This window comes from Paracoccus simplex (assembly GCF_042648325.1).
Lineage (GTDB): Bacteria > Pseudomonadota > Alphaproteobacteria > Rhodobacterales > Rhodobacteraceae > Paracoccus > Paracoccus simplex.
Genome location: NZ_JBHRXE010000020.1, coordinates 25993 through 50818 on the forward strand (window position 1 = coordinate 25993; position 24826 = coordinate 50818).

General features: G+C 69.1%; 24 protein-coding genes. 9 read left to right on the forward strand and 15 right to left on the reverse strand.

The window, feature by feature from the left end; translation table 11 throughout:
- The first annotated feature begins 9 nt into the window (after positions 1-9).
- The 3 genes from mutL to ACFOMP_RS09050 are packed head-to-tail and all read left to right on the forward strand — an operon-like array spanning position 10 to position 2891.
- Positions 10-1824: a DNA mismatch repair endonuclease MutL gene (gene mutL, locus ACFOMP_RS09040; protein ID WP_379029681.1), complete on the forward strand. Its 1815-nt coding sequence runs from the start codon at positions 10-12 to the stop codon at positions 1822-1824.
- A complete protein-coding gene (locus ACFOMP_RS09045; RefSeq protein WP_379029684.1) occupies positions 1821-2468 on the forward strand; it encodes a sulfotransferase family 2 domain-containing protein in 648 nt (215 codons plus the stop codon). The genes mutL and ACFOMP_RS09045 overlap by 4 nt, the downstream gene beginning before the upstream one ends.
- 51 nt (positions 2469-2519) lie before the next feature.
- Positions 2520-2891, forward strand: coding sequence for a DUF3775 domain-containing protein (locus ACFOMP_RS09050; RefSeq protein ID WP_289894824.1), 372 nt, complete (start codon positions 2520-2522; stop codon positions 2889-2891).
- Positions 2892-2899: 8 nt separating this feature from the next.
- Here ACFOMP_RS09050 and ACFOMP_RS09055 read toward each other — a convergent pair whose 3' ends face one another.
- From ACFOMP_RS09055 to ACFOMP_RS09075, 5 genes are all read right to left on the reverse strand, one after another.
- Entirely contained in the window at positions 2900-4135 is a 1236-nt protein-coding gene (locus tag ACFOMP_RS09055; RefSeq protein ID WP_379029687.1) for a PQQ-dependent sugar dehydrogenase, read from the reverse strand.
- A 99-nt stretch (positions 4136-4234) separates the two neighbouring features.
- Complete coding sequence (locus ACFOMP_RS09060; RefSeq protein ID WP_379029690.1) at positions 4235-5293, reverse strand: saccharopine dehydrogenase; 1059 nt, start codon at positions 5291-5293, stop codon at positions 4235-4237.
- A gap of 28 nt (positions 5294-5321) precedes the next feature.
- Complete coding sequence (locus ACFOMP_RS09065) at positions 5322-6173, reverse strand: C40 family peptidase (RefSeq protein ID WP_379029693.1); 852 nt, start codon at positions 6171-6173, stop codon at positions 5322-5324.
- Positions 6170-7573, reverse strand: a complete 1404-nt coding sequence (locus ACFOMP_RS09070; protein WP_379029696.1) for a leucyl aminopeptidase family protein — start codon at positions 7571-7573, stop codon at positions 6170-6172. The genes ACFOMP_RS09065 and ACFOMP_RS09070 overlap by 4 nt, the downstream gene beginning before the upstream one ends.
- Positions 7574-7644: 71 nt before the next feature.
- Positions 7645-8022, reverse strand: coding sequence for a hypothetical protein (locus ACFOMP_RS09075; RefSeq protein ID WP_289894521.1), 378 nt, complete (start codon positions 8020-8022; stop codon positions 7645-7647).
- Positions 8023-8165: 143 nt separating this feature from the next.
- On the opposite strand from ACFOMP_RS09075, the gene ACFOMP_RS09080 reads away from it, so the two are divergent.
- The gene (locus tag ACFOMP_RS09080; RefSeq protein WP_289894520.1) at positions 8166-8816 is read left to right on the forward strand and encodes a carbonic anhydrase; all 651 of its coding nucleotides are present in this window, start codon (positions 8166-8168) and stop codon (positions 8814-8816) included.
- 91 nt (positions 8817-8907) lie between these two features.
- On the opposite strand, the gene ACFOMP_RS09085 is transcribed toward ACFOMP_RS09080, so the two are convergent.
- The 5 genes from ACFOMP_RS09085 to ACFOMP_RS09105 all read right to left on the reverse strand — a co-directional run bounded on the left by ACFOMP_RS09085 (position 8908) and on the right by ACFOMP_RS09105 (position 14734).
- Positions 8908-10008, reverse strand: coding sequence for a flagellar basal body P-ring protein FlgI (locus tag ACFOMP_RS09085; RefSeq protein ID WP_379029700.1), 1101 nt, complete (start codon positions 10006-10008; stop codon positions 8908-8910).
- Entirely contained in the window at positions 10005-11024 is a 1020-nt protein-coding gene (locus ACFOMP_RS09090) for a flagellin (RefSeq protein WP_379029703.1), read from the reverse strand. The genes ACFOMP_RS09085 and ACFOMP_RS09090 overlap by 4 nt, the downstream gene beginning before the upstream one ends.
- Positions 11021-12478, reverse strand: a complete 1458-nt coding sequence (gene flgK, locus ACFOMP_RS09095; RefSeq protein ID WP_379029706.1) for a flagellar hook-associated protein FlgK — start codon at positions 12476-12478, stop codon at positions 11021-11023. The genes ACFOMP_RS09090 and flgK overlap by 4 nt, the downstream gene beginning before the upstream one ends.
- A gap of 31 nt (positions 12479-12509) precedes the next feature.
- Positions 12510-13850, reverse strand: coding sequence for a flagellar hook protein FlgE (locus ACFOMP_RS09100; RefSeq protein ID WP_379029709.1), 1341 nt, complete (start codon positions 13848-13850; stop codon positions 12510-12512).
- A gap of 86 nt (positions 13851-13936) precedes the next feature.
- Complete coding sequence (locus ACFOMP_RS09105) at positions 13937-14734, reverse strand: flagellar motor protein MotB (protein WP_289894516.1); 798 nt, start codon at positions 14732-14734, stop codon at positions 13937-13939.
- Positions 14735-14980: 246 nt separating this feature from the next.
- Between ACFOMP_RS09105 and ACFOMP_RS09110 the strand changes: the two genes are divergently transcribed.
- Genes ACFOMP_RS09110 through ACFOMP_RS09125 form a run of 4 tightly spaced genes read left to right on the forward strand, consistent with a single transcriptional unit; the run spans position 14981 to position 19041 of the window.
- Positions 14981-15661, forward strand: coding sequence for a paraquat-inducible protein A (locus ACFOMP_RS09110; protein WP_379029712.1), 681 nt, complete (start codon positions 14981-14983; stop codon positions 15659-15661).
- Positions 15658-16326 carry a paraquat-inducible protein A gene (locus tag ACFOMP_RS09115; protein WP_289894514.1) on the forward strand — a complete coding sequence of 223 codons (669 nt, stop codon included), beginning with the start codon at positions 15658-15660 and terminating at the stop codon, positions 16324-16326. The genes ACFOMP_RS09110 and ACFOMP_RS09115 overlap by 4 nt, the downstream gene beginning before the upstream one ends.
- Entirely contained in the window at positions 16323-18389 is a 2067-nt protein-coding gene (locus ACFOMP_RS09120; protein ID WP_379029715.1) for a PqiB family protein, read from the forward strand. Before ACFOMP_RS09115 ends, ACFOMP_RS09120 begins: the two co-directional genes overlap by 4 nt.
- A gap of 1 nt (position 18390) precedes the next feature.
- Positions 18391-19041, forward strand: coding sequence for a PqiC family protein (locus ACFOMP_RS09125; RefSeq protein ID WP_379029718.1), 651 nt, complete (start codon positions 18391-18393; stop codon positions 19039-19041).
- An 88-nt stretch (positions 19042-19129) separates the two neighbouring features.
- On the opposite strand, the gene ACFOMP_RS09130 is transcribed toward ACFOMP_RS09125, so the two are convergent.
- The 4 genes from ACFOMP_RS09130 to ACFOMP_RS09145 form a co-directional block, all read right to left on the reverse strand.
- Entirely contained in the window at positions 19130-19681 is a 552-nt protein-coding gene (locus ACFOMP_RS09130; protein ID WP_289894511.1) for a flavin reductase family protein, read from the reverse strand.
- A gap of 57 nt (positions 19682-19738) precedes the next feature.
- Entirely contained in the window at positions 19739-20560 is an 822-nt protein-coding gene (locus tag ACFOMP_RS09135; RefSeq protein ID WP_379029721.1) for a 3'(2'),5'-bisphosphate nucleotidase CysQ, read from the reverse strand.
- A complete protein-coding gene (locus ACFOMP_RS09140) occupies positions 20547-21899 on the reverse strand; it encodes a TldD/PmbA family protein (RefSeq protein WP_379029724.1) in 1353 nt (450 codons plus the stop codon). The genes ACFOMP_RS09135 and ACFOMP_RS09140 overlap by 14 nt, the downstream gene beginning before the upstream one ends.
- A gap of 95 nt (positions 21900-21994) precedes the next feature.
- On the reverse strand, positions 21995-23635 hold the full coding sequence (locus ACFOMP_RS09145) for a DUF2125 domain-containing protein (RefSeq protein WP_379029727.1): 1641 nt from the start codon (positions 23633-23635) through the stop codon (positions 21995-21997).
- 85 nt (positions 23636-23720) lie between these two features.
- Here ACFOMP_RS09145 and ACFOMP_RS09150 point away from each other — a divergent pair, with 85 nt between their 5' ends.
- Entirely contained in the window at positions 23721-24338 is a 618-nt protein-coding gene (locus tag ACFOMP_RS09150; protein WP_379029891.1) for an enoyl-CoA hydratase/isomerase family protein, read from the forward strand.
- Between the two features lie 105 nt (positions 24339-24443).
- Here the strand turns inward: ACFOMP_RS09150 and ACFOMP_RS09155 are convergent, their stop codons facing one another.
- Positions 24444-24785: a DUF2853 family protein gene (locus ACFOMP_RS09155; RefSeq protein ID WP_289894505.1), complete on the reverse strand. Its 342-nt coding sequence runs from the start codon at positions 24783-24785 to the stop codon at positions 24444-24446.
- Positions 24786-24826 lie beyond the last annotated feature (41 nt).

The window sequence follows — 24826 nt, forward strand, 5'->3', positions numbered from 1 at the left end:
TCTGGGGGCATGAACACCCATGCCCCCAAGATGCGCCAGATCATCCGGCAATTGGACGAGGCGGCCGCGAACCGCATCGCTGCCGGCGAGGTGGTCGAGCGTCCGGCCTCGGCGGTCAAGGAACTGGTCGAGAACGCGCTGGACGCCGGCGCGACCCGCATCGACGTGGCTATCGCCAAGGGCGGCAAGACGCTGATCCGGGTCAGCGACGACGGCTGCGGCATGGCCGCGGACGACCTGCCGCTGGCGCTGGCCCGGCATGCGACCAGCAAGATCGGCGGCAGCGACCTTCTGGACATCCGCAGCTTCGGCTTTCGCGGCGAGGCGCTGCCCAGCCTGGGCGCCGTCGGCCGGCTGTCGATCACCAGCCGCGCCGCCGGTTTCGAGGCGGCGCAGATCGCCGTCGCGGGCGGGCGCATCGGCCCGGTAAAGCCCGCCGCCGGCAATCGCGGCACGGTGGTCGAACTGCGCGACCTGTTCTTCGCCACCCCGGCGCGGCTGAAATTCCTGCGCAGCGACCGGGCCGAGACCCAGGCCGTGGCCGAGGCCATCCGCCGCCTGGCCATGGCCGAGCCCTATGTCGGCTTCACGCTTTCTGACGAGGAGGAAGGCCGGGTGCTGTTCCGCGCCGATGCCGAGCAGGGCGAGCTGTTCGGCGCCCTGCAGACCCGGCTCTCGCGCGTCATGGGCCGCGAGTTCATCGACAACGCCTTGGCCATAGACGCCACCCGCGACGGCATCAGCCTGACCGGCTTTGCGGCGCTGCCGACCTATTCGCGCGGCGCGGCGGTGGCGCAGCATCTCTACGTCAACGGCCGCCCGGTCCGCGACAAGCTGCTGACCGGGGCGCTGCGGGCGGGCTATATGGATGTGCTCGCCTCGGGCCGGCATCCGGCGGCGGTGCTGTTCCTGACCTGCGACCCGCATCAGGTCGATGTGAACGTGCATCCGGCCAAGGCCGAGGTGCGGTTCCGCGAACCCGCCATCGCCCGCGGGCTGGTGGTCAGCGCCCTGCGCCATGCGCTGGCGGGGGCGGGGCATCGCAGCTCTTCGACCGTGGCGACGGCGGCGCTGTGCGCGGCGCGGCCCGAGCCGATCCCGCCGCGCCCCTATCAGGCGCATTATGGTCCCGCCCGGCCCTCGGCCCCGGCCCTCGCCGCCAGCCTGGCCTTTCAGGCGCCGGGCTTCGCCGAGGCGCCGACCGCGCGGGTCGAGCCCGCGCCCCTGCCGCTGCCCGAGCCCGACGCGGCGCCGCTGGGCGCCGCCCGTGCGCAGCTGCACGAGAACTGGATCATCGCCCAGACCGCCGACGGCATCGTCATCGTCGATCAGCATGCCGCGCATGAGCGGCTGGTCTATGAGCGGCTGAAGGCGCAGGCCGCAGCGACCGGCATCGCCAGCCAGGCGCTGCTGATCCCCGAGATCGTCGAGCTGTCCGAACCGGACGCCCATCGCATCCTTGCCATCGCCGATGAGCTGGCGGCGCTGGGGCTGGTGATCGAACCCTTCGGCGGCGGCGCCGTGGCGGTGCGCGAAGTGCCGGCGCTGATCCAGCGCCTGGACGCCCCGGCGCTGATCCGCGACATCCTGGACGACCTGGCCGATCAGGGCGCATCGGACCGGCTGCGGGCGCGGGTCGATGCGGTGCTGTCTTCGATGGCCTGCCACGGCTCGGTGCGCTCGGGCCGGCGCATGTCGGCGGACGAGATGAACGCGCTGCTGCGCGAGATGGAGCGGGCGCCGAAATCCGGGCAGTGCAACCACGGCCGCCCGACCTGGATCGAACTGAAGCTGGCGGATATCGAGCGGCTGTTCGGGCGATGATCGTCTCGCACCGGCATCGCTATGTCTTCGTGCATATTCCCAAGACCGGCGGCACTTCGCTGACGCTGGCGCTGGAAGCGCGGGTCGGCCGCGACGATATCATCCTGTCCGACACGCCCAAGGGCCGCAACCGCCGGCGCCGGGTCAAGGGCGCGGCGGCGCGCGGCCGGCTGTGGAAACACTCGACGCTGGCCGATATCGAGGGGCTGGTGGCGCCCGAGCTGCTGGCGGGCTACCTGCCCTTCACGCTGGTGCGCAACCCCTGGGCGCGGGCGGCCAGCTATCACCGCTGGCTGCGCGGGCAGAGCTTCGATCATGCCTCGGTCCGGCTGGCCAAGAGCCTCGGCTTTGCCGATTTCCTGCGCGCGCCGCTGACGCAAAGGCAGCTTTCGGTGCCGGCGCGGCATTACCTGACCGGCTCGGCGGGCGAGCGGCCGGGGCTTTACCTGCGGCTCGAACGTCTCGGCGACGACCTGCCGGCGCTGGAGCGGCATCTGGGCTTTTCCCTGCGCCCACTGCCGCATGAGAACCGCTCGGGTAACGGCGACTGGCGCGCCTCTTATGACGCCGACAGCGCCGCGCTGGTCGCGCGCCTGGCGGCCGAGGACATCGCCCGCTTCGGCTATCGCTTCGATCCGGATTGACCCCGGCGCCGGTCGGGGCGACAAATGGGCAATGACGCCGGAGGTGCCGCCATGCTGGAAATCAGTCCCGAAAAGATCGCCCATGTCGTTATCCGCGCCCGCGAATACGACAGCGGCGTGAACGCCTGGGCGCATAGCGGCCAGCGCACCGGCCGCGGCACCCAGACCGAACTGGCCGAGTTCATCGCCAGCCTGAACGAGGACGAGCAGGCCAGCCTGGTCGCGGTGATGTGGATCGGCCGCGACACTTTCGGCCCCGAGGACCTGGCCGAGGCGATCGAGACCGCCAAGGCCGAGCGCAGTTCGCCGACCGAGGACTATCTGATGGGCGAGCCGCAGCTTGCCGATTACCTGGAAGCCGGGATGGAGGCCCTGGGCATTTCCCCCGAGGAGGTCGAGGACGACCTGCACCGCCCGGTCTGAGCCCGCCCCTAGGGCTGCGCGCCGCGCCGGGTCAGCCGGATCAGCGCGCCGGGATCGCCGTCGATCAGCACCAGCAGCGCGCCGTCGGGGGCGACCTCGATGTCGCGCACCCGGCCGATGCCCTGCGCCAGGCGCTGCTCTCCGGTGACGCGGTCGCCCTCGATCTTCAGCCGCACCACGGCTTCCGCGCGCAAGCCGCCGATCAGTGCATCGCCGCGCCATTCCGGGAACATGTCGCCCCGATAGAACACCATGCCGCTGGGCGCGATCACCGGGTCCCAGTAATAGACCGGCTGCTCCATCCCCTGCCGCGCGGTCAGGCCGCCGTCGATGGGATTGCCGTCGTAATTCTCGCCATAGCTGATGATCGGCCAGCCGTAATTGCGCCCGGCCTGCGGCCGGTTCAGCTCGTCCCCGCCTCGCGGACCATGCTCGACCGTCCAAAGCCGGCCTTGCGGGTCCAGCGCCGCGGCCTGGATGTTGCGATGCCCATAGGACCAGATCTCGGGCTGCGCCTTCCCGTCGGTGAAGGGATTGCCGGGCGCCGCCTTGCCGGTCGCGGGATCGATGCGCAGCACCTTGCCCAGATGGTTGCCCAGATCCTGCGCCACCGGCATGTCCGCCGGCATGCCGCGCTCGCCCGTGGTGACATAGAGATAACCGTCGCCGCCAAAGACCAGGCGCGAGCCGAAATGGTGCTGCGAGCCGATGCCCGGCTGCTGGCGGAAGATCACCCGCATCTCCTCAAGCGCGGTGCCGTCCGGCGACAGCCGTCCGGTGCCGACCGCCGTTCCGTTCTCGCCATTGCCGCGCGGCTCCGAGAAGCTGAACCAGACTTGCCGGGTGCTGGCGAAATCCGCCGCCACGGCCACGTCCAGCAGGCCGCCCTGGCCGCGGGCATCGACCTTGGGCAGGCCTTTCAGCGGCGCGGAAAGCCTGCCGTCGCGATAGATCCGCATGGCGCCCGGCTTTTCGGTCAACAACAGGCTGCCATCGGGCAACAGCGCCATGCCCCAGGGGTCGCGCAGCCCCTCGACCAGCGGCGTGCGGGCCAGGCGCAACGCCTGTGGGATCACCGGCGCGCGGGTCTGGTTCCGGAAGGCCGGCGTCTGGTCCGGGGCGTTCGGCGGATAGTCGTTGAAATCGGCCAGGGCCGGGGCCGCGGTCAGGACGCCGGTCAAGGCGCCGATCAGGGCCAGGGCGGCGGCCAGAACCGGGGCAGCAGGGACACGGGTGGGGGGCATGGCTTCTCCGTCGCGTTCGGGCGTCGCCAGCGGCGTCGCGATGGGGTTGACGCTGGTCAACACGCGCGCGGCGGGCTTGTTCCGCCGCGACAGGGTTCGTCAGGCCAGCGCCGCGAGATGCCTGGCAAAAAGCTGCCGGGCCCGGTCCCAAGGCCCTTCCTCGATCCGATCGAGAGCTTCCAGCACCGGCAGCAGTTGCCCAGCATAATCCAGCGTGCTTTCCCGCGGCAACAGCGATGGCAGGTTGTCGATCGCCATCACGTCCAGCGGCGGCCGGCCGGCGACGCGGATGGCGGGATGCGCCCAATCGGTGACCCGGTCATAGACCCGGACCGGGTTGAAGGCGCTTGTCGGATCGCAGGCGACATCGCCGATCACCGTCAGCAGGCGGGCGGGATCGACCGCGTCCGGCGGGACCAGCACCGGGCTGTCCGGGCCGGCAAGGATGCAGTTGACGAACAGCTCATGCGCCAGGATCTCGGGGAAGGGGCCGCCGCCGGCGGTCTCTGCCATGTCCCAGCGGGTGACCGGCGCGCCCATGGCGGCGAGCAGATCCGAGGCACCGCTGCCGACCCGGCCGAGCGCGCCGACGACGATGGCGCGGGGCCGCGCGGCGCCGGTGGCGTCCAGTTCGGCCCGCAACTCCTCAAGCAGCAGCTCGCGGTTGTGCCAGGCCTGGACCGGCCCGCAAAGGCCGCCGCGCCGCTGCGCCGCCCAGGCCTTCAGCGATACCGCCGCCCCGGCATAGCCGGCCCAGTAGCCGAAGGCCGCCAGCCGGCGACCGCTGTCGTCGGTCAGATATTCCAGGTCGTAGAGGCTGCCGCCGCCGGCGCGGAAGCGGCGCAGCAGCGCCTGCCCGGCCGGCTGGCTCTTGAAGGCATGGCCGAACATGATGTGGCGATGGCGCAGCGGCGTTTCGTCCTGCGGCAGTTCCTTGAGGCCGAAGACGACGGCCGGGGGCGGGGCCGCCGGCCAGCGGCCCTCGGGCGCGATCTCGGCGCCGGCTTCGGCGTAGCCGGCGATGGGCAGGATGCGATGCGGGCTTTCCTCGACCGTGACGCGGAAGCCGCGGGCGATCAGCCGGCGCACCCCCTCGGGGGTGATGCCGACGCGCTGCTCGTTGGCGCGGCTTTCGCTGCGCACCCAGAGATGGACCATGCTCGCCCCTCCTTTCATCCCGCCGGCATCACGGAAACCGCCCCGGCAGGACAAGCGGCGGTCGCCGGACGCCGCGAAACGGGCCCTGTCCGGCGGCGTCGATGCGGGCCATCGCCTCGGCGATCGGCTCGATGATGACGGCCATGGCATAGGCCGTGGCATGGATCATCCGCTCGGCATCCAGGGCCAGGGCGACATGGCCGGGCCAGAACAGCAGATCGTTGCGGCGGATCTCGGCTTCGGCCACGGGGAAGGCCGCCTCCTGCATGTCGCTGTCGCCCGGACAGGGCACGGCGCAGGCGCCCAGCGCCGCCTGGGCCAGGCCCGAGCAGTCGATGCCGCTGCGGCTGTTGCCGCCCCAGAGATAGGGGGTGCCCAGAAGCGTGGCGGCCACGGCGGCGGGGTCCGGTCCGGGCCGGTCGGCGATGTGCTGGACCGGCACCCAGCCGCCCTGGGCCAGTCGGCCGAAGCCGCCCTGGGTGGCAGTGACCGACAGCCGTGCGCCCAGCGAAAGCAGCATCCGCTCGGGCGTCTTCAGGTCGGGTTCGGCATAGACATGCGTGGCCGGGGCGCCGACGCGATGGGTGATCGGCGGCAGGTCGTGGTCCAGCGCCTCGGCCCGGACCCAGCCGCAATAGCCATCCGCCGCCGCCTGCACGAAGGCCCAATCGCCCTGCTGGTCGATGAGCGTCAGGTCGGCGCCGAAATTCAATTGCCGGTCGCGGGCCCCTTGCGGGGCGCGGCAAAGATCGGCCAGCGCGGCGGCCAGCCGTGTCGGCCGCCCCGGCGTATAGGCCGGGCGCAGCAGCACGCCCCGCAGCGATTCCAGCGCCACCCGTTCGGTGGCCGGGGTCAGGCGGCGATCCGGCGCGATGGTCATGTCAAAATCTCCGGCAGGGCGTGCAGCAGCGCCCGCATGCCCTGGCCCGCGCCGCCTTTGGGCCGGCCCGGCGCGGCGCCGGGTTGCCAGCCGTAGATGTCGAAATGCGCATAGCTGCGGGCCCGGCCGGTGAAGCGGCGCAGGAACAGCGCCGCGGTGATCGCCCCGGCAAAGCCGCCCGAGGGGGCATTGTCCAGGTCTGCGATGGCGGGCTCGATCATCGTCTCGTAGGGTTCCCAGAAGGGCAGCCGCCAGACCGGATCGGCATGGGCGTGCCCGGCGGCCTGGATGGCGGCGGCGACCGCGTCGTCGTCGCAGAAGAACGGCGGCAGGTCCGGCCCCAAAGCCACCCGGGCCGCCCCGGTCAGCGTCGCCATCGAGATCAGCAGCTCGGGCGCCTCCTCGTCGGCCAGCGCCAGCGCATCGGCCAGGACCAGCCGGCCCTCGGCATCGGTGTTGTTGACCTCGACCGTCAGGCCCTTGCGGCTGGTCAGGATGTCGCCCGGCCGGAAGGCATTGGCCGAGATGGCGTTCTCAACCGCCGGGATCAGCAGCCGCAGGGCGATGCCGCCGGTCAGGCCCAGCTGCGCCAGGGTCTCGGCCAGTCCCAGGATATTCGCCGCGCCCCCCATGTCCTTCTTCATCAGCGCCATCGAGGCGGGCGGCTTGATGTCGAGCCCGCCGGTGTCGAAGCAGACACCCTTGCCGACCAGGGTCAGGCGCGGGCCGGTGCCGGGAAAGCGGATGTCGATCAGCCGCGGTTCCTGCGCGCCGGCTCGGCCGACGGCATGGATCATCGGCAGGTTCTGCGCCAGCAGCGCCTCGCCGCGGTGGACCTCGATCGCGGCGCCGTGCCGCCGCGCCAGATCCCGCGCCGCCTGCTCCAGCTCAGCGGGTCCCATGTCCGCGGCCGGGGTATTGATCAGGTCGCGCGCCAGATATTCGCCGGCCGCCATGGCGATCAGCCGTGCGCCGTCCGTGCCCTCGGGGCAGACCAAAACGGCACGCGGCGGCTCGAGCGTCTTGTAGCGGTCGAAGCGATAGCGGGCGAAAAGCCAGCCCAGGGCACCCAGCGCCGCGTCGAACCCCTCGGGCGCGTTGGCCAGCCGCCAGGCGCCTTCGGGCAGGTTTTCCGCCGCGCGGGCCAGCAGGAACCGCTCGCGCATCGGCCGATCCGCGGGCTTCGGGGCCGGGCCAAGGCCGAACAGCGCCCCGGCCAGGCTGCCATCCCCGGCGGGCAGCAGGCAGAGCTGGCCGGGCTTGGCCGTAAAACCCTGCGCCCTGGCCCAATTTGCGGAGCGGCTGTCGATCCCGGCCGGGAATTCCGCGCCTGACTCGCCGCTTCTGACCAGCCAAAGGGGAAGCGAAGGCGCATCGGGATCGGCAAATTCGGGAATCATCTCTCTGCTCGTGCTCGGTTCTGTTGTCCGCAGCCTAGCGTCCGGACCGTCTGTCGCAAGGGTCGCTGCCATCACGCCCCCTCGATCGGGTCCCAAAGCTCGGTCAGCGAGCGATTGCCGATTCGTTCGAGCCTTGCCGCGGTCGAGCCGAGCGCGGTCCGGTCCCGCCGCTCGGCGCAGGCCCCGACATCGACCGCCACCCCCGCCAGAGAGACCAGCCCGACCTGCCAGGCCAGTCGCGACAATTGGTCGGCGCGGGCGGCCACGGCGCCGGGATCGTCTTGCTGGACGGCCGCGATGGTGCGGCGCAGCGCCAAGGCAAGCTGTTCCAGCGCGCTGCCGACGACCTGCGCCGCCGTCGCCTCGCCCAGTTCGCGGACGATCTGCTCCAGCCGTTGCACGTCGATGCGGACGGTCTCGTCCACGGCCAGAAACGCAATCTTGGTCATGTGCTCTCCCAGTTCGGGCCATCGCGCCGTGTTGCGCAAGCTCGCATCAATCCATCAAGAAAAGGTTAGGGGCGCCGTGTGAAACCTCTCGAACTTTATCGGATCTGCGGCTATCAAACGCGCGAACGGTAGATGAGGAAGCAATGAAACAAGCACGTCCATTGCCGCAATACCTGGTGCAGCGCTATCACGGCTGGCGCGCGACGGCTTTCGTCGAGAATCGTGTCTGGTATCGCCGCCTGGCCGAGGACGGCCAGCATCCCCGCGCCATGGTCATCGCCTGCTGCGATTCGCGTGTGCACGTGACCTCGATCTTCGGAGCGGATACCGGCGAGTTTTTCATTCACCGCAACATCGCCAACCTTGTGCCGCCCTATGCGCCGGATGGCGAGCAGCACGGTACCTCGGCCGCGGTGGAATATGCGGTCAACACGCTGAAGGTCGCGCATCTGATCGTGGTGGGGCACACGAGTTGCGGTGGCGTGCAGGGTTGTCATGCCATGTGCTCGGGTCACGCACCGGAGCTCGAGCAGAAATCCAGCTTTGTCGGGCGTTGGATGGATATTCTGCGGCCGGGATACGAACGGGTGGCCGCATTGCCCGAGGATCAGCAGATCCGGGCGCTGGAACGCCAGGCGGTGCTGGTCTCGCTGGAGAACCTGCTGACCTTCCCCTTCGTGAAGGCGGCGGTCGAGACCGGCAATCTTTCCCTGCACGGCGTGTTGCACGACATCGCTGAAGGCACGCTCGAGCAATATGACAACCAGCTTGACAGTTTCGAGCCCATCGTCTGACCTGCGGAACTGCCAAGGGGGCCGATCCTGATCCGCAGGCTGGCTCGCAGGATCGCGACGTTGCGCCGGCCCGACGGCGGGCCGGCGGCCTTCAATTCACGATGAATTCGGCATGCAGCGCCCCTGCCGCATGGACGGCCTTCAGGATGTCGATCATGTCCCGAGGCCGGATGCCCAAGGCGTTCAACCCGGCCACCACATCCGACAACGAAGATTCTCCCGATACTTCCGCAAAGCCGATGCCTGGTTCCTGGGTGATCTCGGCCTGGGTGCGGGGAACAACCACCGTTTCCCCCGGGGCGAAGGGATTCGGCTGAGAAACCACCGGCGTTTCCCTGACGCGAAGCGTCAGGTTGCCCTGCGAAACGGCGACCCGCGAGATGCGCACATCCTCTCCCATGACAATGGTGCCGGACTTGTGGTCGATCACCACCCTCGCCGCGGCCTCGGGTTCGACGCTGATATTCTCGATCTGTCCCATCAGCCGCGCGGGATTGACCTTGCCAAGAACCGTCGAATCGATGGCCACCGTGCCGGAATCGATCAGTTCGGCCAGATCGCGCCCCATTTGCCGATTGATCGCCGCCTCAATGCGGGCCGCGGTGGTGAAATCGGGATTCCTCAGGGCTAGCCGCAGATTGGTCATCTGCGAGAAATCGAAGGCGACCTCGCGTTCCACCCGTGCGCCCGAAGGTATGGTTCCGGTCGTGGGAACGCCCTGGACCACCGAAGCGGCGGCGCCCGAGGCTTCGGCACCGCCTGCGAGGACGGAGCCCTGGGCCACGGCATAGATCTCTCCGTCCGCGGCATTCAGCGGCGTCATCACCAGCGTGCCGCCCAACAGGCTTTTCGCATCGCCGATGGCGGCGACATTGACGTCGATCTGTGATCCGGCTCGGGCGAAAGGGGGCAGGGTGGCGGTAACGATCACGGCGGCAACGTTCTTCGGACGGAAGGCTTCCTCCGTCACGTTCACGCCCAGCCGCTCCAGCAGGCCCGCCATGATCTCCTCGGTGAAGGGCGAGTTGCGCAGGCTGTCACCCGAGCCGCTGAGCCCGACGACAAGCCCGTAACCGACAAGATCGTTCCCGCGCACCCCGTCGATATTCGCCAGGTCCTTGATGCGCACCGGCGCCGCGGCGCTGATCTGCGCAAAGCTCAGCAGCGCCAGAAGAAAGCACAGAAACCTCATGACAGGTAATCCGTCAGGTTCAGCCGGGAAAGTCGGGCGGTCAGCGCATAGAGGCTTTGAATGCTGGCTTCGGTCTCCTCCAGGGCGGTTGCGGTCTCGTAGGGATCGGCATTGATCAGATTCGTGCGAGCCACCGAAAGAGTGGTCGTCTCCGCCGAGTTCCTGGTCTGCGCCTGTGCGACGGCCGCCTGGCGCTGACCCAGATCGGCCCGCGCCCGGATCAGCCCCACGCTGCCTTTCACCAGGCGCGAACCCGCTTCAGTGAAAAGCTCGCGCAAGCTGGTCGCGTCAATGGTGGCGTCGTTCTCGGCGGCGTAAGCCATAATCGCCATGCCTTTCAACGTGTCGCGAAGCTCGGCCGAATTCGCGGTAAAGCCCATGCTGACACGTCGATCGGGCGATACGGCGAGTTCGGTGGTGCCCGTATCCTCGCCCTGATAGATCGTATCCGCGAAACCGCCGCCGCCTGCCGGGGTATCGAACCAGGAATCGATGCGCGCAGCGATGGCGCTGGCGCTGGTGGCGCCGGCCACGGTGGTGCCAAGCTCTGCCATCATGGCGTCGAAATCGCCCAGCGGTGCGGTTTGTGTCCGGCTGCCGGAAAAGGCATGGCGACCGGCGATACTCGTGTTCAAGCTGTCGACCATCGAGCGGAAGCTCAGCGCGATATCACCCAGCCGCGCCCGGAGATCATTATCCCCCGAACTGCTGACCTCGCTCAGCAGCTGCGGGCCCAGATCGTCGACGGTGGTCTGGATGCCTTCCAGCACCGTCTGCATGCCGCTGAACTGGATCCCGGCCTCGGAGACGTTCAACTGATAGCTGTCGAGCATCTTCAGGCGCGTCTCGATATGCGAAATCCGGGACAAGTCCCCGCCCAACGCCGCGGGGATGTCCGACTTGACGCCGGTCATCATTTCCTGGGTCAGGCTGTCCAGCTTGCTTTTAAGCGTGCTTTGGCCCAACCGGAGCTGGAACGTGCGGGAAAGGTCGCCGATTGAATTGAAGGAAGTCATGTCAACCTCAGGATGGCGTCGAGCATGTCGTTGGCGGTCTGGAAAACCTTGGCATTGGCGGAATAGGCCCGTTCCAGGGCAAGCAGGCCTTCCATTTCCTTGTCAGTATCCACGCCGTCCGCAAGCAGCGCGGTCTGGAGGCTGACGCGATGCGTGCTGTCCTGCAGGGCAGTCGCCTCGGCCTGAACGCGTTTCGTGGCGGCATTCGACGAGAGTTCCGCGGAGAGCGTCTGCAGGCTGCGTGGGGTCTGTGACAGGGCAGTGGAGGCTGGCGACCGCGAAGCCGCCAACGCCGCGCTGAGATTGCCAAGCACTGCGCTGTCCCCCGCATTACCAGGACCCGCCGCGTTGATCCCGGCGCGGATCCGCCACAAGTCGCCGCCGGCTGCGGGATCCACCCGGGTCGTGACGGCAATCCGGCCGGCGAAGCCCGTTTCCTGCGCCGCGTCGAAGGCGGCCTGGGCATCGGTAAAAAGGCCCGGCCCGCCGGCGTTCAGCGAAGGATCGACATTGGTGGCAGACAGGCGGTCATAGAGATCGCGTGCGAAGGCATCGATCTGCCGCTGACAGGCGGGGGCCAGTTCGTCACGGATGGCGAAGTTTGCACCGATCGTGCCGCCCCCGAACATGGTCATCTGCCCCTCGGTCAACGGCTTGCCGTTGAAGGACAGCCGGGTCAGCGCGCCATTGCCGACGGTCATCTCGGGCGTGAGGCCGGGCACGCTGTCGAAGGTGATCCAGGCCGGATCGCTGCCGTCGAGGAGGATAGCGCCGCCCGAGGTGAACAGTGCGATGCGGCCGTTCTCGCGTGGGACCTCCTTGACGGGCACGATTTCCGCGATGCCGTCGATGGCGGCCTGGCGGGTGTCGACAAGCGCCGAGACATCCTTGCCTTGCGCCGCAAGGCTGACGATCTGCTTGTTCAGCGTCGCGACTTGGCCAAGCGCGGCATCGAGGCGCGACACGTCCTTCCGGATCGCCTCTTCGGCGCTGGAGCGCTCGGTCTGGATGGCACGCGAGATCTGGTTGAGCTTGTCAGCCAGATCCGTCGCGGAGCCGAGCACGTTGCCCAGCCGGACCTCGTTTTCCGGGCGCGAGGCGGCCGAAACCAGGGCAGAATCGAAGGCTGTCAGGACCTGGCCCAGCGACGAGGCTTCGGTTCCGGTGCCGAAGATCCTTTCGATCGCCGCGTGGAAGGTCGACAATGTGGTCGAGGCGCCGACATCCGCCTCGGCCAGGCGGTTGTCGGCAAGCAGCCCGGCATTGATCGCCCGGCTGACGCCATCGAGACCGACGCCGCCGCCGCGCTCGGCCAGGCGCGGCGAGAGATCGAGCTCTCGTCGCGCGTAGCCCGGGGTCAACGCGTTCGCGATGTTGGAGGAGACGACCTCGGTCCCCCGCGAAACCGCGGTCAGCCCGGAAATGGCGTTGGAAATGGCGGAGGAAATGCTCATGAGGGAGGAAGCTCCTGGGGGACGCGCGCGGTCAGCGTTTCAGATTGGCGGTTTCCTGCAGCATCTCGTCCACCGTCTGGATGACCTTGGCATTCGAGGTGTAGGCGCGCTGGGTCTGGATCAGGTCGGTCAGCTCGGCCGCGACATCGGTGGTGGAGGCTTCGCGGGCATAGCCGGCGATGGCGCCGGTGGGGCCGTCGCCCGAATTCCACAGGTAGAATGCCCCCGAATCAGGTGAGACCTTGTAGGTCTGGTTGTCCATGGCGATCAGTCCGTTCGGGTTGGGGACATCCACCACCGGAACCTGATAAAGGGTGCGGGTGAAGCCGGTGTCATAGGTGGCCTGCAGATAGCCGTTCTCGTCGATCTCCAGCCCGGTCAGGTTGCCGACCGGCGAGCCGTTCTTGGTGACATTGGCGGGCGAGAAATCGGTGCTGAGCTGCGTGAGACCTTGGCGGTCGCCGTAGCGTCCCAGGTTGATCGTCATCGGGCCGTTGGCGCCGGATACGGTGACGGTGCCGGTCGTCGCGTCATAGGCGCCGCCGGAGACGGCGGTCACGCTGGCCAAGGTGCCGCCGCCCGCCTGGCTTGCGTCGAAGGTCAGGGTATAGGTGCCGATCAGCGCCTCATCGGCCGCTGTGCCGGGATCGTCGATGATGGCGGAATCGCGGATCTCCATCGTCCAGCTGTTCGACCGGGTGCCGGTGGTGCCGGAGACATCGGGCGTGAAAGTGATGGTCATCTTCTCGGACCCGCCGAGATTGTTGAAATACTCCACTTCCATCTCGCGCGGATCGCCGCTGGCGCCGCCGACGGCGTCGGCGGCCGGCAGGTTGACGCCCAGGTTGATGCGGGTGGTCGGGTCTGCGGCGGTCTGGCTGGGGTTGATGCGGATCGGCTGCAGGCCGGTGGCGGAATCGCGCGGCTGCGCGGGAATCGTGCCATCCCCATTGGCAGGCCAGCCCATCAGCACCAGACCCGAGGTGGTGCGGAGATAGCCTTCATCATCGGGGCGGAACGAGCCGGTGCGGGTCATGACCAAGTCGCGCGGCGTCGTCGAACCGGACAGCAGGGTCGAGGAATTCACCACCGGCAGCATGCCCCGGCCGGTAATGGCGATGTCCAGCGGCTGCGAGGTGGAGACGAGGTTGCCGCGTTCGTCCACGTTGCGCGAGGTGGTGGCGCGGACGCCGCCCGCCGTGTACAGGCCGCCGCCGCGCCCCTGGTTGATCACCATGCTTTCGAAATCGGTGTCCACGCGCTTGTAGCCGTAGGTGCTGGAATTGGCGATGTTGTCCGAGATATTGGCCAGCCGGGTCGAGTTGGCGGCCAGCCCGGACACCCCGGCGCTGAGGGCAGATGAGATCGACATTCTGTTTTCACCCTGTATGAGTCGTTCCTGGGGAAGTCTGGCGGGCGGGGGTTAAGATGCCCCTAACGGCACCCGGCCGGGGCCGGTCATCTGAGTAAAATCACCTCGATCCGGTTGTTGTTCGGATCCATCGGATTGACCGAGCGATTGCGCCGGTCGGCAAAGGCGCTGACGCGCTGGATGCGCGTGGGCGCGAATCCCGCCCCCTCCAGCAGGTTGCGCAGCGCATGGGCGCGCGCATCCGACAGCGCCCAGACGGGGGACTGGATCAGCATTTCGGGATAGGCGCGGACATGGCCGGTCAGCGCGATCTCGTTCTTCACCCGGCCGAGCACGCCGGAAAGGATCGCGGCCAGTTCCTTCATCGCCGGCGTCGGTTGGGCGCTGTCGCCGATGAACAGCGGCTCGTCCGTCACGTCGGTCAACTCGATCACCAGACCCTCGTCGGTCATGCGGGTCACGACATGGCGCAGCAGATTCACCTTCTGCATGGATTCGGCGCCGCTGCCGGTCAGCTGGTTCTGGATATGCCGGGCCATGTCGTCGAAGCCGGATTCCCGGCCTTCGCGCGCCTGGGCCATCAGCGTGTCGCGCGAGGCACCGGCGCCCTGGCCGCTGTTGGTGGTGGAATCCTGCACCTCGCCGCCGAAGGGGCCGTCGCTGCCGCTGGCCGGCGATTGCACGATGGTCGGGTTGAAGTAATCCGCCAGGCCCTGCCGCTGCTTTTCGGTGGTGGCGTTCAGAAGCCACATCAACAGGAAGAAAGCCATCATCGCGGTGACGAAATCGGCATAGGCGACCTTCCAGGCGCCGCCGTGATGACCGCCGCCGCCGCCCTGGATCCGCTTGATGATGATCGGAGGACCGCCGCCGTTCCCGGCCATGTGCCGTTCCTTTCCATTGCCTTCCGCAAAGGTCTAGCGCGGCGCCGCTAATTTCCAGTTAACGGCTCAAATGCCGGATATTTCCTTCGCGCCCCGGCCGGTTCCGCATTGAAATCGTTTGGTTTCACCCGAAAGGCCCGCGGCCGGACCGACCGCCGCCGCCTGCAAAACCATGCGGCGCGATCGCGAATCGAGGCCTGGAGCACGGCGTCTTGCGCCGGCTTCCGGCTTGGATATTCTGGGCCGATGCAAACCGAGGGCGCATATGACCTGACCACCGGCGCGGGGCTCATCGCCTGTCCGCGCTGCGACGCGCTGCATGTCGAGCGCGAGCTGGAGCCGGGCGAGACCGCGCGCTGCGTGCGCTGCAACACCGTGCTGGCCAGCCCGCGCGCCGGCGCCTTCACCCGGATCATCGCGCTGTCCTTCGCCTCGCTGGTGCTGATGGTGGGGGCGGTGTTCTTTCCCTTTCTGGAAATTTCGCGCATGGGTTTCGGCAACGAGACCTCGCTTTTCGGCGTGGCGCTGGCGTTTTCGCATGGCGCGCTGATGCCGCTGACCGTGGCACTGCTGGGCTCGATCGTCGGGCTGCCGGTGCTGCGGGCGGTGCTGCTGGTCTATACGCTGCTGCCGCTGTCGCGGAACCGGGCGCCCTATGCCCATGCCGTGCCGGCCTTTCGCCTGTCCGAGGCGCTGCGGCCCTGGTCCATGGCCGAGATCTTCGTCATCGGCACCGCCATCGCGCTGGTCAAGGTGGGCGGGCTGGCGAATATCAGCTTCGGTCCGGCCTTCTGGGCCTTCTGCGGGCTGATCGTGGTGAACGCGGCCAGCAATGCCTTTACCAGCGCCACCACGATCTGGGACGCCATCGAGGATGCCGGCGCCGCCACCGACGGGCGCGAGATCCTGCCGGAGAACCGCGCATGACCCCGGCCGAGCAGGCGCCGCATTCCGGCCCGGTCATGACCGCGCATCGTGCCGGGCTGGTGGGCTGCCGCAGCTGCGGCCGGGTCTGGCCGGAAGCCGAGACGAATTGCAGCCGCTGCGGCAGCGCTCTGGTGCCGCCCGACCGGCGTTGCCTGAACGCGGTCTGGGCCTGGCTGGCGGCGGGGCTCATCTTCTACATTCCCGCGAACCTGTTCCCGATGCTGAAGACCTCGACTTTCGGCGGGCTGCGCGGCAACAGCGAATCCACCATCCTCGGCGGCGTGGTCGAGCTGATGCATTACGGCAATTACGGCATCGCGGCGATCATCTTCGTGGCCTCGGTCATGGTGCCGGTCGGCAAGTTCGTCGCCATCGCCTGGCTGGCGCTGGTGGCGGGCCGGCCGGCGACGGTCAGGGCCGCGCACAAGCGGCTGCATCTCTACGAGGTGGTCGAGTTCATCGGCCGCTGGTCGATGATCGACGTCTTCGTGGTGGCGATCCTGTCGGCGCTGGTGCAACTGGGCTTCGTCGCCTCGATCCATCCCGGGCCTGCCGCGGTGTCCTTCGCGCTGTCGGTTGCCTTCACCATGCTTTCCGCGCAGAGTTTCGATCCGAGATTGATCTGGCGCGGCCTTCCGCTGCGCAGCCGCAAGGACCCTGAATGACGGATACGCCTCCGCCCCAGCGCAGCGACGCCCCTCTGAAGCCAGCCGAACCCGTCCGCAAGCCCGCCGCCCGTGCGGTGCGGGCCGGACTGCCGCTGATCTGGCTGGTGCCCATCGCGGCGCTGGTGGTGACGCTGGGGGTGGGCTGGAACATGATCGCCAGCCGCGGCACGCTGATCTCGGTCGCCTTCAAGGACGCGACCGGCATCACCCCCGGGGAAACGGCGCTGAAATTCCGCGAGATCACCGTCGGCAAGGTCGAATCCGTCCGCTTCACCGAGGATCTGCAGCGGGTCGAGGTGAACATGCGGGTGGACAAGGACCTGGCGCCCTATATCGACAAGGACGCGCAGTTCTGGATCGTGCGGCCGCAGGTCTCGGCCCAGGGCATCTCGCGGCTCGACACGGTGCTGACCGGCTCTTTCGTCGAGGGCTATTGGGACGACAAGGTGGACGGCCCGCAGACCGAGTTCCAGGGTCTCGACAAACCGCCGCTGACCAGCTTCGGCGAACAGGGCACCTGGATCGTGCTGGCGGCCGAACGCTCGCGCGGCATGACCGAGGGCGCGCCGGTGCTGTTCCGCGGCCTGCCGGTCGGGCGGATGCAGAACCTGCGCCTGTCGGAAAACGACGAGGGCGTGCTGACCGATGTCTTCATCGCCGCGCCCTATGACCAGCTGCTGACTACGAACACGCTGTTCTGGGACACCTCGGGCTTCTCGGTCTCGCTGGGGGCGCAGGGGCTGTCGCTGAACGTGAACTCGCTGGCCTCGGTGCTGCAGGGCGGCGCGGAATTCGCCACGCTGACCTCGGGCGGCGCGCCGGTCGAGGACGGGCACGTCTTCTCGCTGCAACCCGACCAGGCCTCGGCCGAGGCGAACCTGTTCGCCGACGAAGGCAGGGCGCTGCGCCTGACCATGCTGATCGACCAGTCGGTGCAGGGGCTGGAGACCGGGGCCAATGTGCAATTCATGGGCCTGACCGTGGGGCGCGTCACCAGCCTGGCCGCGCGGGTGGTCGGCGGCGCGGATGGCCAGGACCATGTCGAGCAGGAGGTGACGCTGGCCGTCACCCCCGAACGGCTGGGCCTGTCCGGCGAGGCGACGCCCGAGCAGGCGCTGGATTTCGTCGCCGGCCAGGTCCGGGCCGGGCTGCGCGCCCGCATCGCCAGTGCCGGATTCTTCGGCACCGCGCTGCAGGTTGAGCTGGTCAGGCTGCCCGATGCCGCGCCGGCGGCACTGGACCGCGACGGCAAGCCGCATCCGATCATCCCCTCGGTCCCCGGCAACATCTCCGATTTCAGCGAGACCGCGCAGGGCTTCCTGGCCCGGGTCGGCAACCTGCCGATCGAGGAGGCGCTGAAATCCGTCACCGACATGATGAACAGCGTCACCGCCATCGCCAGCAGCGAGGATACCCGCGCCATCCCCGCCGCGCTGCGCGGCACGCTCGAGGATGCGCAGGCCGCCGCCGGCGAGATCCGCCAGGTTACCACCGAGCTGCGCGAATCCGGCGCCATGGGCGAGCTTCGCCGCATGGTGGACGAGGCCGCCGCCGCCGCCGAGGCGGTGAAGCTCGCCGCTGCTGACGTGCCGGCGATGGTGGACCAGATCGACGCGGCGGCCGCGAAGATCGAGGCGGTGGATTATGCCGCGATCGGCACCGAGGCCGAGGGCATCCTGAAGGATGTGCGCGCGCTTCTGGGCACCGAGGATGCCGAGCAGCTGCCGAGGAACCTGTCCGAGACGCTGAAATCCGCCTCCGGCCTGCTCAACGACCTGCGCGACGGCAATGCCGCGGGCAGCCTGAACACTGCGCTCGCCTCGGCCAGCACCGCGGCGCAGGATGTTTCCGACGCGGCGAAACGCCTGCCGCAGCTTTCGGCGCGGCTGGAAGCCCTGGCGGCCCGCGCCGATGCGGTGATCGCCGCCTATGGCGACCGTTCCAGCTTCAACAACGAGACCATCAACCTGATGCGCGAGATGCGCCGCGCCGCCAATGCCTTCGGCAGCCTAGCGCGGACCATCGAACGCAATCCGCAAGCCTTCATCCTGGGACGATAAGATGCGCCTGATCCTTGCCTCCGTCGCCTGCCTCGCCCTGCTCGGCGCCTGCTCGAACGGTGAAAAGACCGCCCGCTACCTGATCGATCCGCCGGCCGGCGGCGCCCGCGTCCCCGACCGGCTGGGCACGGCCGAGCTGAAGGACGTCTCGCTGCCGGAATATGCCTCGGGAGACGAGCTGAGCTGGCAAAGCGCCGACGGCGCGGTGCGCTCGAACACCAAGCAACTCTGGGCCGACAATCCGCAGCGCGCCTTCACGCTGGCGCTGGCGCGCAGCATCTCGGATCTCTCGGGCGCGACGGTGATCGCCGAGCCCTGGCCGCTTTCCGAGCCGCCGCGCCGCACGCTCGAGGTGCGGGTGGAAAAGGCCCTGGCGCAGGCCGACGGGCTGTATCGGCTGACCGGGCGCTATTTCGTCGGCGATTCCGCCGCGGGCGGGATCAACCAGGCGCGCAGCTTCGACATTTCCGTGCCGCTGGCCGATACCGGTCCGGCCGCCATCGCCCGGGCGCAGTCGCAGGCCATCGCCCGGCTGGCCGGCCAGATCGCCACGCTTTCCGGTCCCGGCCGCTCGGTCCGCACCAGCGCCGCGCCGCAACCCAGGATCGACGACATCTTCTCGCAGCCGCTGCCGCCGCTGGAGGGCAGCTGAGCCCGGCTTTCTCCGTTTTCCAAATACCCCGGGGGAACGCCTTGCGGGCCCCGTTCAGGGGCGCGCAAGGCGTGGGGGCAGTGCCCCCTTAGCCCGCCGCGTCCTCGGGTTCGAACTGGCCGAAGCGGCCGGCGGCGAAGACCAGCGGGTGATCGCCCGGCCCCGCCACGGTCACCCGCAGCACCCGGCCGATCAGCACCGAATGGTCGCCGGCCTCATGCGCGGCATGGGCCATGCAGTCGAAGCGCGCCGCGACGCCGGGGATGACCGGCACGCCCTCGGGGGTCAGCACGCTCTCCAGCCCCTCGAACTGCCGGCCGCCCCGGGTGAAGCGCAGGCAGGTTTCGAGCTGCTCCGAGCCCAGCACATGCACCGACCAGGCCGCCGCCCCGGCAAAGGCCGCGTGCCGGGCCGAGGCGCGGGCCGGGCACCACAACACCAAAGGCGGCTCCAGCGAGACGCTGGAGAAGCTGTTCACCGTCATGCCCAGCGGACCCAGCGGCCCGGCGGTGGTCACCACGGTCACGCCGGTGGCGAAGCGTCCCAGCGCCTCGCGCAGCAGCCGGGCCTCGGCATTGGCGGGGTGAAAGGTGATCTCGTCGGCCAGCCGGTCGCGGGTCGCGGGGGGAAGACGGCTCATGCGCGGGCCCTGTCATCTGCGGGACATGGCCAGAGCGGTTCCGGCCTTTGCCCCTTCTTAGTCGGCGGGCGGCGGCGCATCAACCCGACCGCCGGGCATCGCCATCCGCGGGGTCATGGCGGCGATCAGCTGGCCGTGCAGGGCCGGCGCCGCCACCACCAGCCCGTCGGTCAGCGGCCGGACGGCGTTGAAGCGCATCGGGGCGCCGGCAAGGTCGCTGGCCAGGCAGCCGGCGCGGGCGGCGATCAGGCTGCCCGCCGCCACGTCCCATTCCCAGGCCGGCCGGACGGACAGCGTCGCGTCGAACTGCCCGTCCGCCACCAGGCAAAGCCGCCAGGCCAGCGAGGGGCGGAAGCTGCGCATGACCGGCGGCGCCGCGCCCCGCCAATGCGCGGGGTCGAGCCCGGCCTTGCTGGTCAGCACCCGCGCCCCGTCGAGACCATGCGTCGCGGGCGCGATCGGCTTGCCGTCGCGCAGCGCCGGCCCGTCGGCCGAGGCGGCATAGGTGGTGCGCTGCGCCGGCAGATGCACCACCCCCGCCACCACCCGGTCGCCGCGGGTGATCGCCAGCGCATGGGAAAAGCCGACCTGCCCGTCGATGAAGGCACGGGTGCCGTCGATCGGGTCGATGATGAAGCAGTGCTCGGCCTCAAGCCGCGCCGGATCGTCGGCGCTTTCCTCGCTGAGCCAGCCGTAATCGGGGCGGGCGGCGCGCAGCAGGCGTTCCAGATGCGCGTTGACGGCCAGGTCGGCCTCGGTCACCGGGCCGGCGCCGTCGGCCTTGTCCCAGGCCTGCGGGTCGCGCCGCCAGTAGCGCAGCGCGATCTCGCCGGCCTCCTGCGCGGCCTGTTCCAGCAGCGCAAGGTCACTCGCCGGCAACGGTCATCCCCTCGACCAGCAGGCTGGGCACGCGCATTCCCCGCCAGTCGGGCAGGTCGTTCGCCGCCGTCACCCGCAGCAGCATGTCGCGCAGGTTGCCGGCGATGGTGCATTCGTTGACCGGATAGGCGATCTCGCCGTTCTCGACCCAGAAGCCGCCGGCGCCGCGCGAATAATCCCCGGTGGTGCCGTTGATCGAGGCGCCCAGCATCGAGGTCACGACCAGGCCGCGCCCCATCTCGCGGATCAGCTCCTCGCGCGTGCGGTCGCCCGGCGTCAGCTCCAGGTTGGTCACGCCGGGCGAGGGCGGCTGGCCGGCGCCGCGCATGGCATTGGCGGTCGAATCCATGCCGAGCTTGCGCCCGGTGGCCAGGTCCAGCGTCCAGCCCTGCAGGACGCCGTCCGCCACGATCAGCCGCGGCGCCGTCGCCAGCCCCTCGCCGTCGAACAGGCGAGACGAACCATGCCGCGGCCAATGCGGGTCTTCGCGCAGGTCGAAGCCGCTGGGCAGCACCTGTTCCTCCAGCGCGTCGCGCAGCCAGCTGGCGCCGCGCGCCACCGCGGCGCCGTTCACCGCCCCGACCAGATGGCCGATCAGCCCCGAGGCGACGCGCTCGTCGTAAAGGATCGGGAAGGCGCCGGTGGGCGGTTTCCGGGCGCCGCGCCGGGCGACGGTGCGCTCGGCCGCCAGCCGGCCGATCTCCTCGGGCGAGGGCATGTCGGCGGCATGGACGCGGCTCTCTCCGGCCCAGTCGCGCTCCATCCCCAGCCCCGCGCCGGTGATGGCGACGGCGGACAGGCTGTGGCCGCTGCGCCCGTAACCGGCCGAAAAGCCGTTGCTGGCCGCCAGCCACATGCGGCGCTGCGAATGGCCGGCGCTGGCGGCTTCGATCTGCGAGACGCCCTCGACCGCCAGCGCCGCAGCCTCGGCGCGCAGCGCCAGCTTCTGCAGCGCCTCGGGCGTCGGTTCGGCGCCGTGGTCGTAAAGATCCAGCCGGGCGCTGTCGGTGTCGCGGGCCAGCTGCTCGGGTTCGGCCAGGCCCAGCGTGTCGTCCACCGGCGCCTCGCGGGCCATGGCGACGGCGCGGGCGGCCATTTCCGCGATGGTGCGTTCCGAGCGGTCCGAGGCCGAGACGCAGGCCTGCCGCCCGCCGATCAACACCCGCAGCCCGATCTCGACCCCTTCGGCGCGCTCGGCATGTTCCAGATGGCCGGCACGCACGTCGACCGAGACGGCCGCGGCCTCCAGTGCTACGGCATCGGCCTGGTCGGCGCCCGCCTGGCGCGCCGCCGCCAGCAGCTGCTGCGTCAGGGACTCGAGGCGATGGAATTCGGACATGCGGTTCACCTTGGACAAGAACGGGGGCCGTGACGTCAACGCCCGGCCCCCGCAATGCGATCCGTCAGGGCGCGCGGACGCCGCGCCGGACGGGATTACTTGATCTGCTGGCCGTTGGCAAAGATCGAGCCGTCTTCCTTGAACTCGAGCTTGGTTTCCAGCTTGTCCTCGCCTTCGGCGACCGGCTTGGCGAACATGGCCATCATCATGCGCACGCCCATGATCTGATCCTCGGGGATCAGGCCCATGGCGCCCAGCTTGTCGACCAGCGCGTTCACCCCCTCGTAGGTGGCGTGGATCTCGCCGACCGGAGTGGTCATGTCGCCGCTTTCCGGGGCCTTGAGCGCGCCTTCGGCATTCACCTTGGCGCCAAGCGCGTTCAGCGCGAACTGGTTGATGTTGACCTCGACCGGCTCCATCGGGCTGGGCTCGGCCTCGAATTCGGCCATGCCCTCGGCATCCCCGGCGGGGGCGGTCGGGTCCGCGCCTTCCTCGGCCGGCGCTTCGGTGGCTTGATCGGTGGCCTGATCGGCGGCCCCGTCGGCGGGCTGGTCGGTGGCGGTGTCGGCGGCATCCTCGGCCGGGGGGGCCTGGTCGAACAGATCCTTGACCACCTTCATGGTGCCGGTCACGTCCAGGTCCAGCGAGGCGGGGTCGCGCGGCAGCTGGCCCTGGGCGTCGAACAGGTTCCAGATCGCATCGCCCAGCGTCAGCCCGGTCAGCGAATAGGCGAACTTGAAGGGTTGCGCCTCCTCCGACTGCATCACCGGCAGCTGCATGTCGAAGCTGCCGCTTTCGATGGCGTAGTTGATCGGGAAGGCCAGGTCGCTGCTGGTCAGCTCGAAGCTGCCGGCGTCCGAGCCGGCCTGGTAGGACATGCCGTCCTGCGACAGCGCATAGCTCAGCTCGAAGCCTTTGCCGTCGTATTTGCCCGCGCCGCTGGTCGGCTGGTCGGCCTCGTCCGTGCCGGCGAAGTCGAAGCTGGCGACCAGCGCCCCGGCCTTGAACACGCCGTTCATGGCCAGCCCGGCCTTCAGCGCCGCGTTCATGTCCTCTTCGATCTTCGCGCCGCCGGGCACGGCCATCTCGCCCGAGGTCTCGGCCCCGTCGATGCTGCCTTCGAACTTGACCTTGTCGGCTTCCTCGGCGGTCACGTCGCCGCTGAAGGTGATCTTGCCCGACTTCATCGCATAATCGTATTTCGCCGGCGCGCCGGCGACGATGTGGAAGGTGCCGGTGGAATCCGCCACGCCCACCTTGATCGGCAGCGGGGTTTCCTTGTCGCCGGACTTCATCGTCGTCAGGGTGAAGTCGATGGTCGGATAGTCGAATTCATGCGTCATGTCCTCGGGCGCGCCCGAGGTGACGATGGCATTGCCGGGCATGGCGACCGAAAAAGGAACTTCGTAGCTTTCGCCGTCCACGTCGGTGCCGTTCGCCACGCCGGTCAGCGTGTCGGCGAAGACGGTCTTGACCTTGCCGTCGCCGGATTCGCTCAGCGCCACCTGGGGAATGGCGAAGCTGACCTGGCTGTCCGGCGTTCCGCCCTTGATCGCGACCTCCGACAGGGTCAGCGTGTCGCCCGACTTGTCGCGCTTGCCTTCGGTCACGGTATAACCGAGCGACTGGTAGTAATCGACCCAGGACTGCCAGACCTGTTCCGAGGTCACATCGGCCAGGGCCGGCGCGGTCATGGCGGCGAGGGCCAGGGCAGAGCTTGTCAGTCGCAGGTTCATTTCATAACACCTTTCCGGGCGAGTATTGCTTTGAAACGCCAGCCGGCTTTTGCCACAACCGGCGCCCGGGTCCAAGGAGGGAATGATGATCGCAAGGGATTTCGCCGGGGGCATCGGCCGCGTGACCATCTCGCGCCCGGACAAGGCCAATTCGCTGACCGGCGCCATGCTGGCCGAGCTGACGGCCGCCTTCGAGGCCCTTGCCGCCGAGCCGGGTCTGCGCGCCGTGATCCTGACCGGCGAGGGCACGGTCTTCTCGGCCGGGGCCGATCTGGACGAGGCCCGCGCCGGCCTGGCCCTGTCCCCGGAATGGGAGCGGCTGTCGTCCCGCGTCGCGGCCATGCCCTGCCTGACCATCGCCGCGTTGAACGGCACGGCGGCGGGCGGGGCGATGGGCATGGTGCTGGCCTGCGACCTGCGGCTGGCGGTGCCCGGGGCGAAATTCTTCTATCCCGTCATGCGTCTGGGCTTCCTGCCCCAGCCCAGCGATCCGCCGCGCCTGCGCGCCCTGATCGGCCCGTCGCGGGCGAAGATGATCCTGATGGCCGGGCAGAAGATCCCCGCCGATGAGGCGCTGGCCTGGGGGCTGGTGGACCGGCTGGTGGCGCCCGACGCGCTGCTGGACGAGGCGGAAGCCCTTGCCGCCGATGTCCGCGCCGCCGAGGCCGGCCAGGTGGCCGCGATCAAGCGGATGCTGGACTGACGACCGGGCGCGATGCCGGCCGTCCGGCAGGCGCCGCAGCCGGGCGGTCGGCCCTAGGAAGCGGGCGGTTCGTGACGTTGCGTCAGAACGGCCGGGCCCCGCGGCTCAGCCATAGGCGGCCTGTTTGCCGAAATGCGTGCAGAGCATGTAATAGACCACCGCGCGATACTTGTTACGGTTCGAGCTGCCGTATTTCGCCACCACCTCGCTGATGGCGGCGGACAGGTCGGGGCCGTCGGGCAGGCCCAGCCTCTTCATCAGGTAGTTGGTCTTGATCCGCTCCAGCTCGGTCTTGTCCGTCCCGGCCACGGTCTCGCCATCGGCGTTATAGATCGAAGGCCCGCAGCCGATGACCACCTTGGTCAGCAGCTCCATGTCCGGCGTGACGCCCAGCTTGTCCTTCATGTCGGCGGCGTATTTGGCGATCAGATCGTCGCGCTTGCTCATGCTCTGTCCCCTTTCGGATTGATCCATCCGAGGGGAAGCCT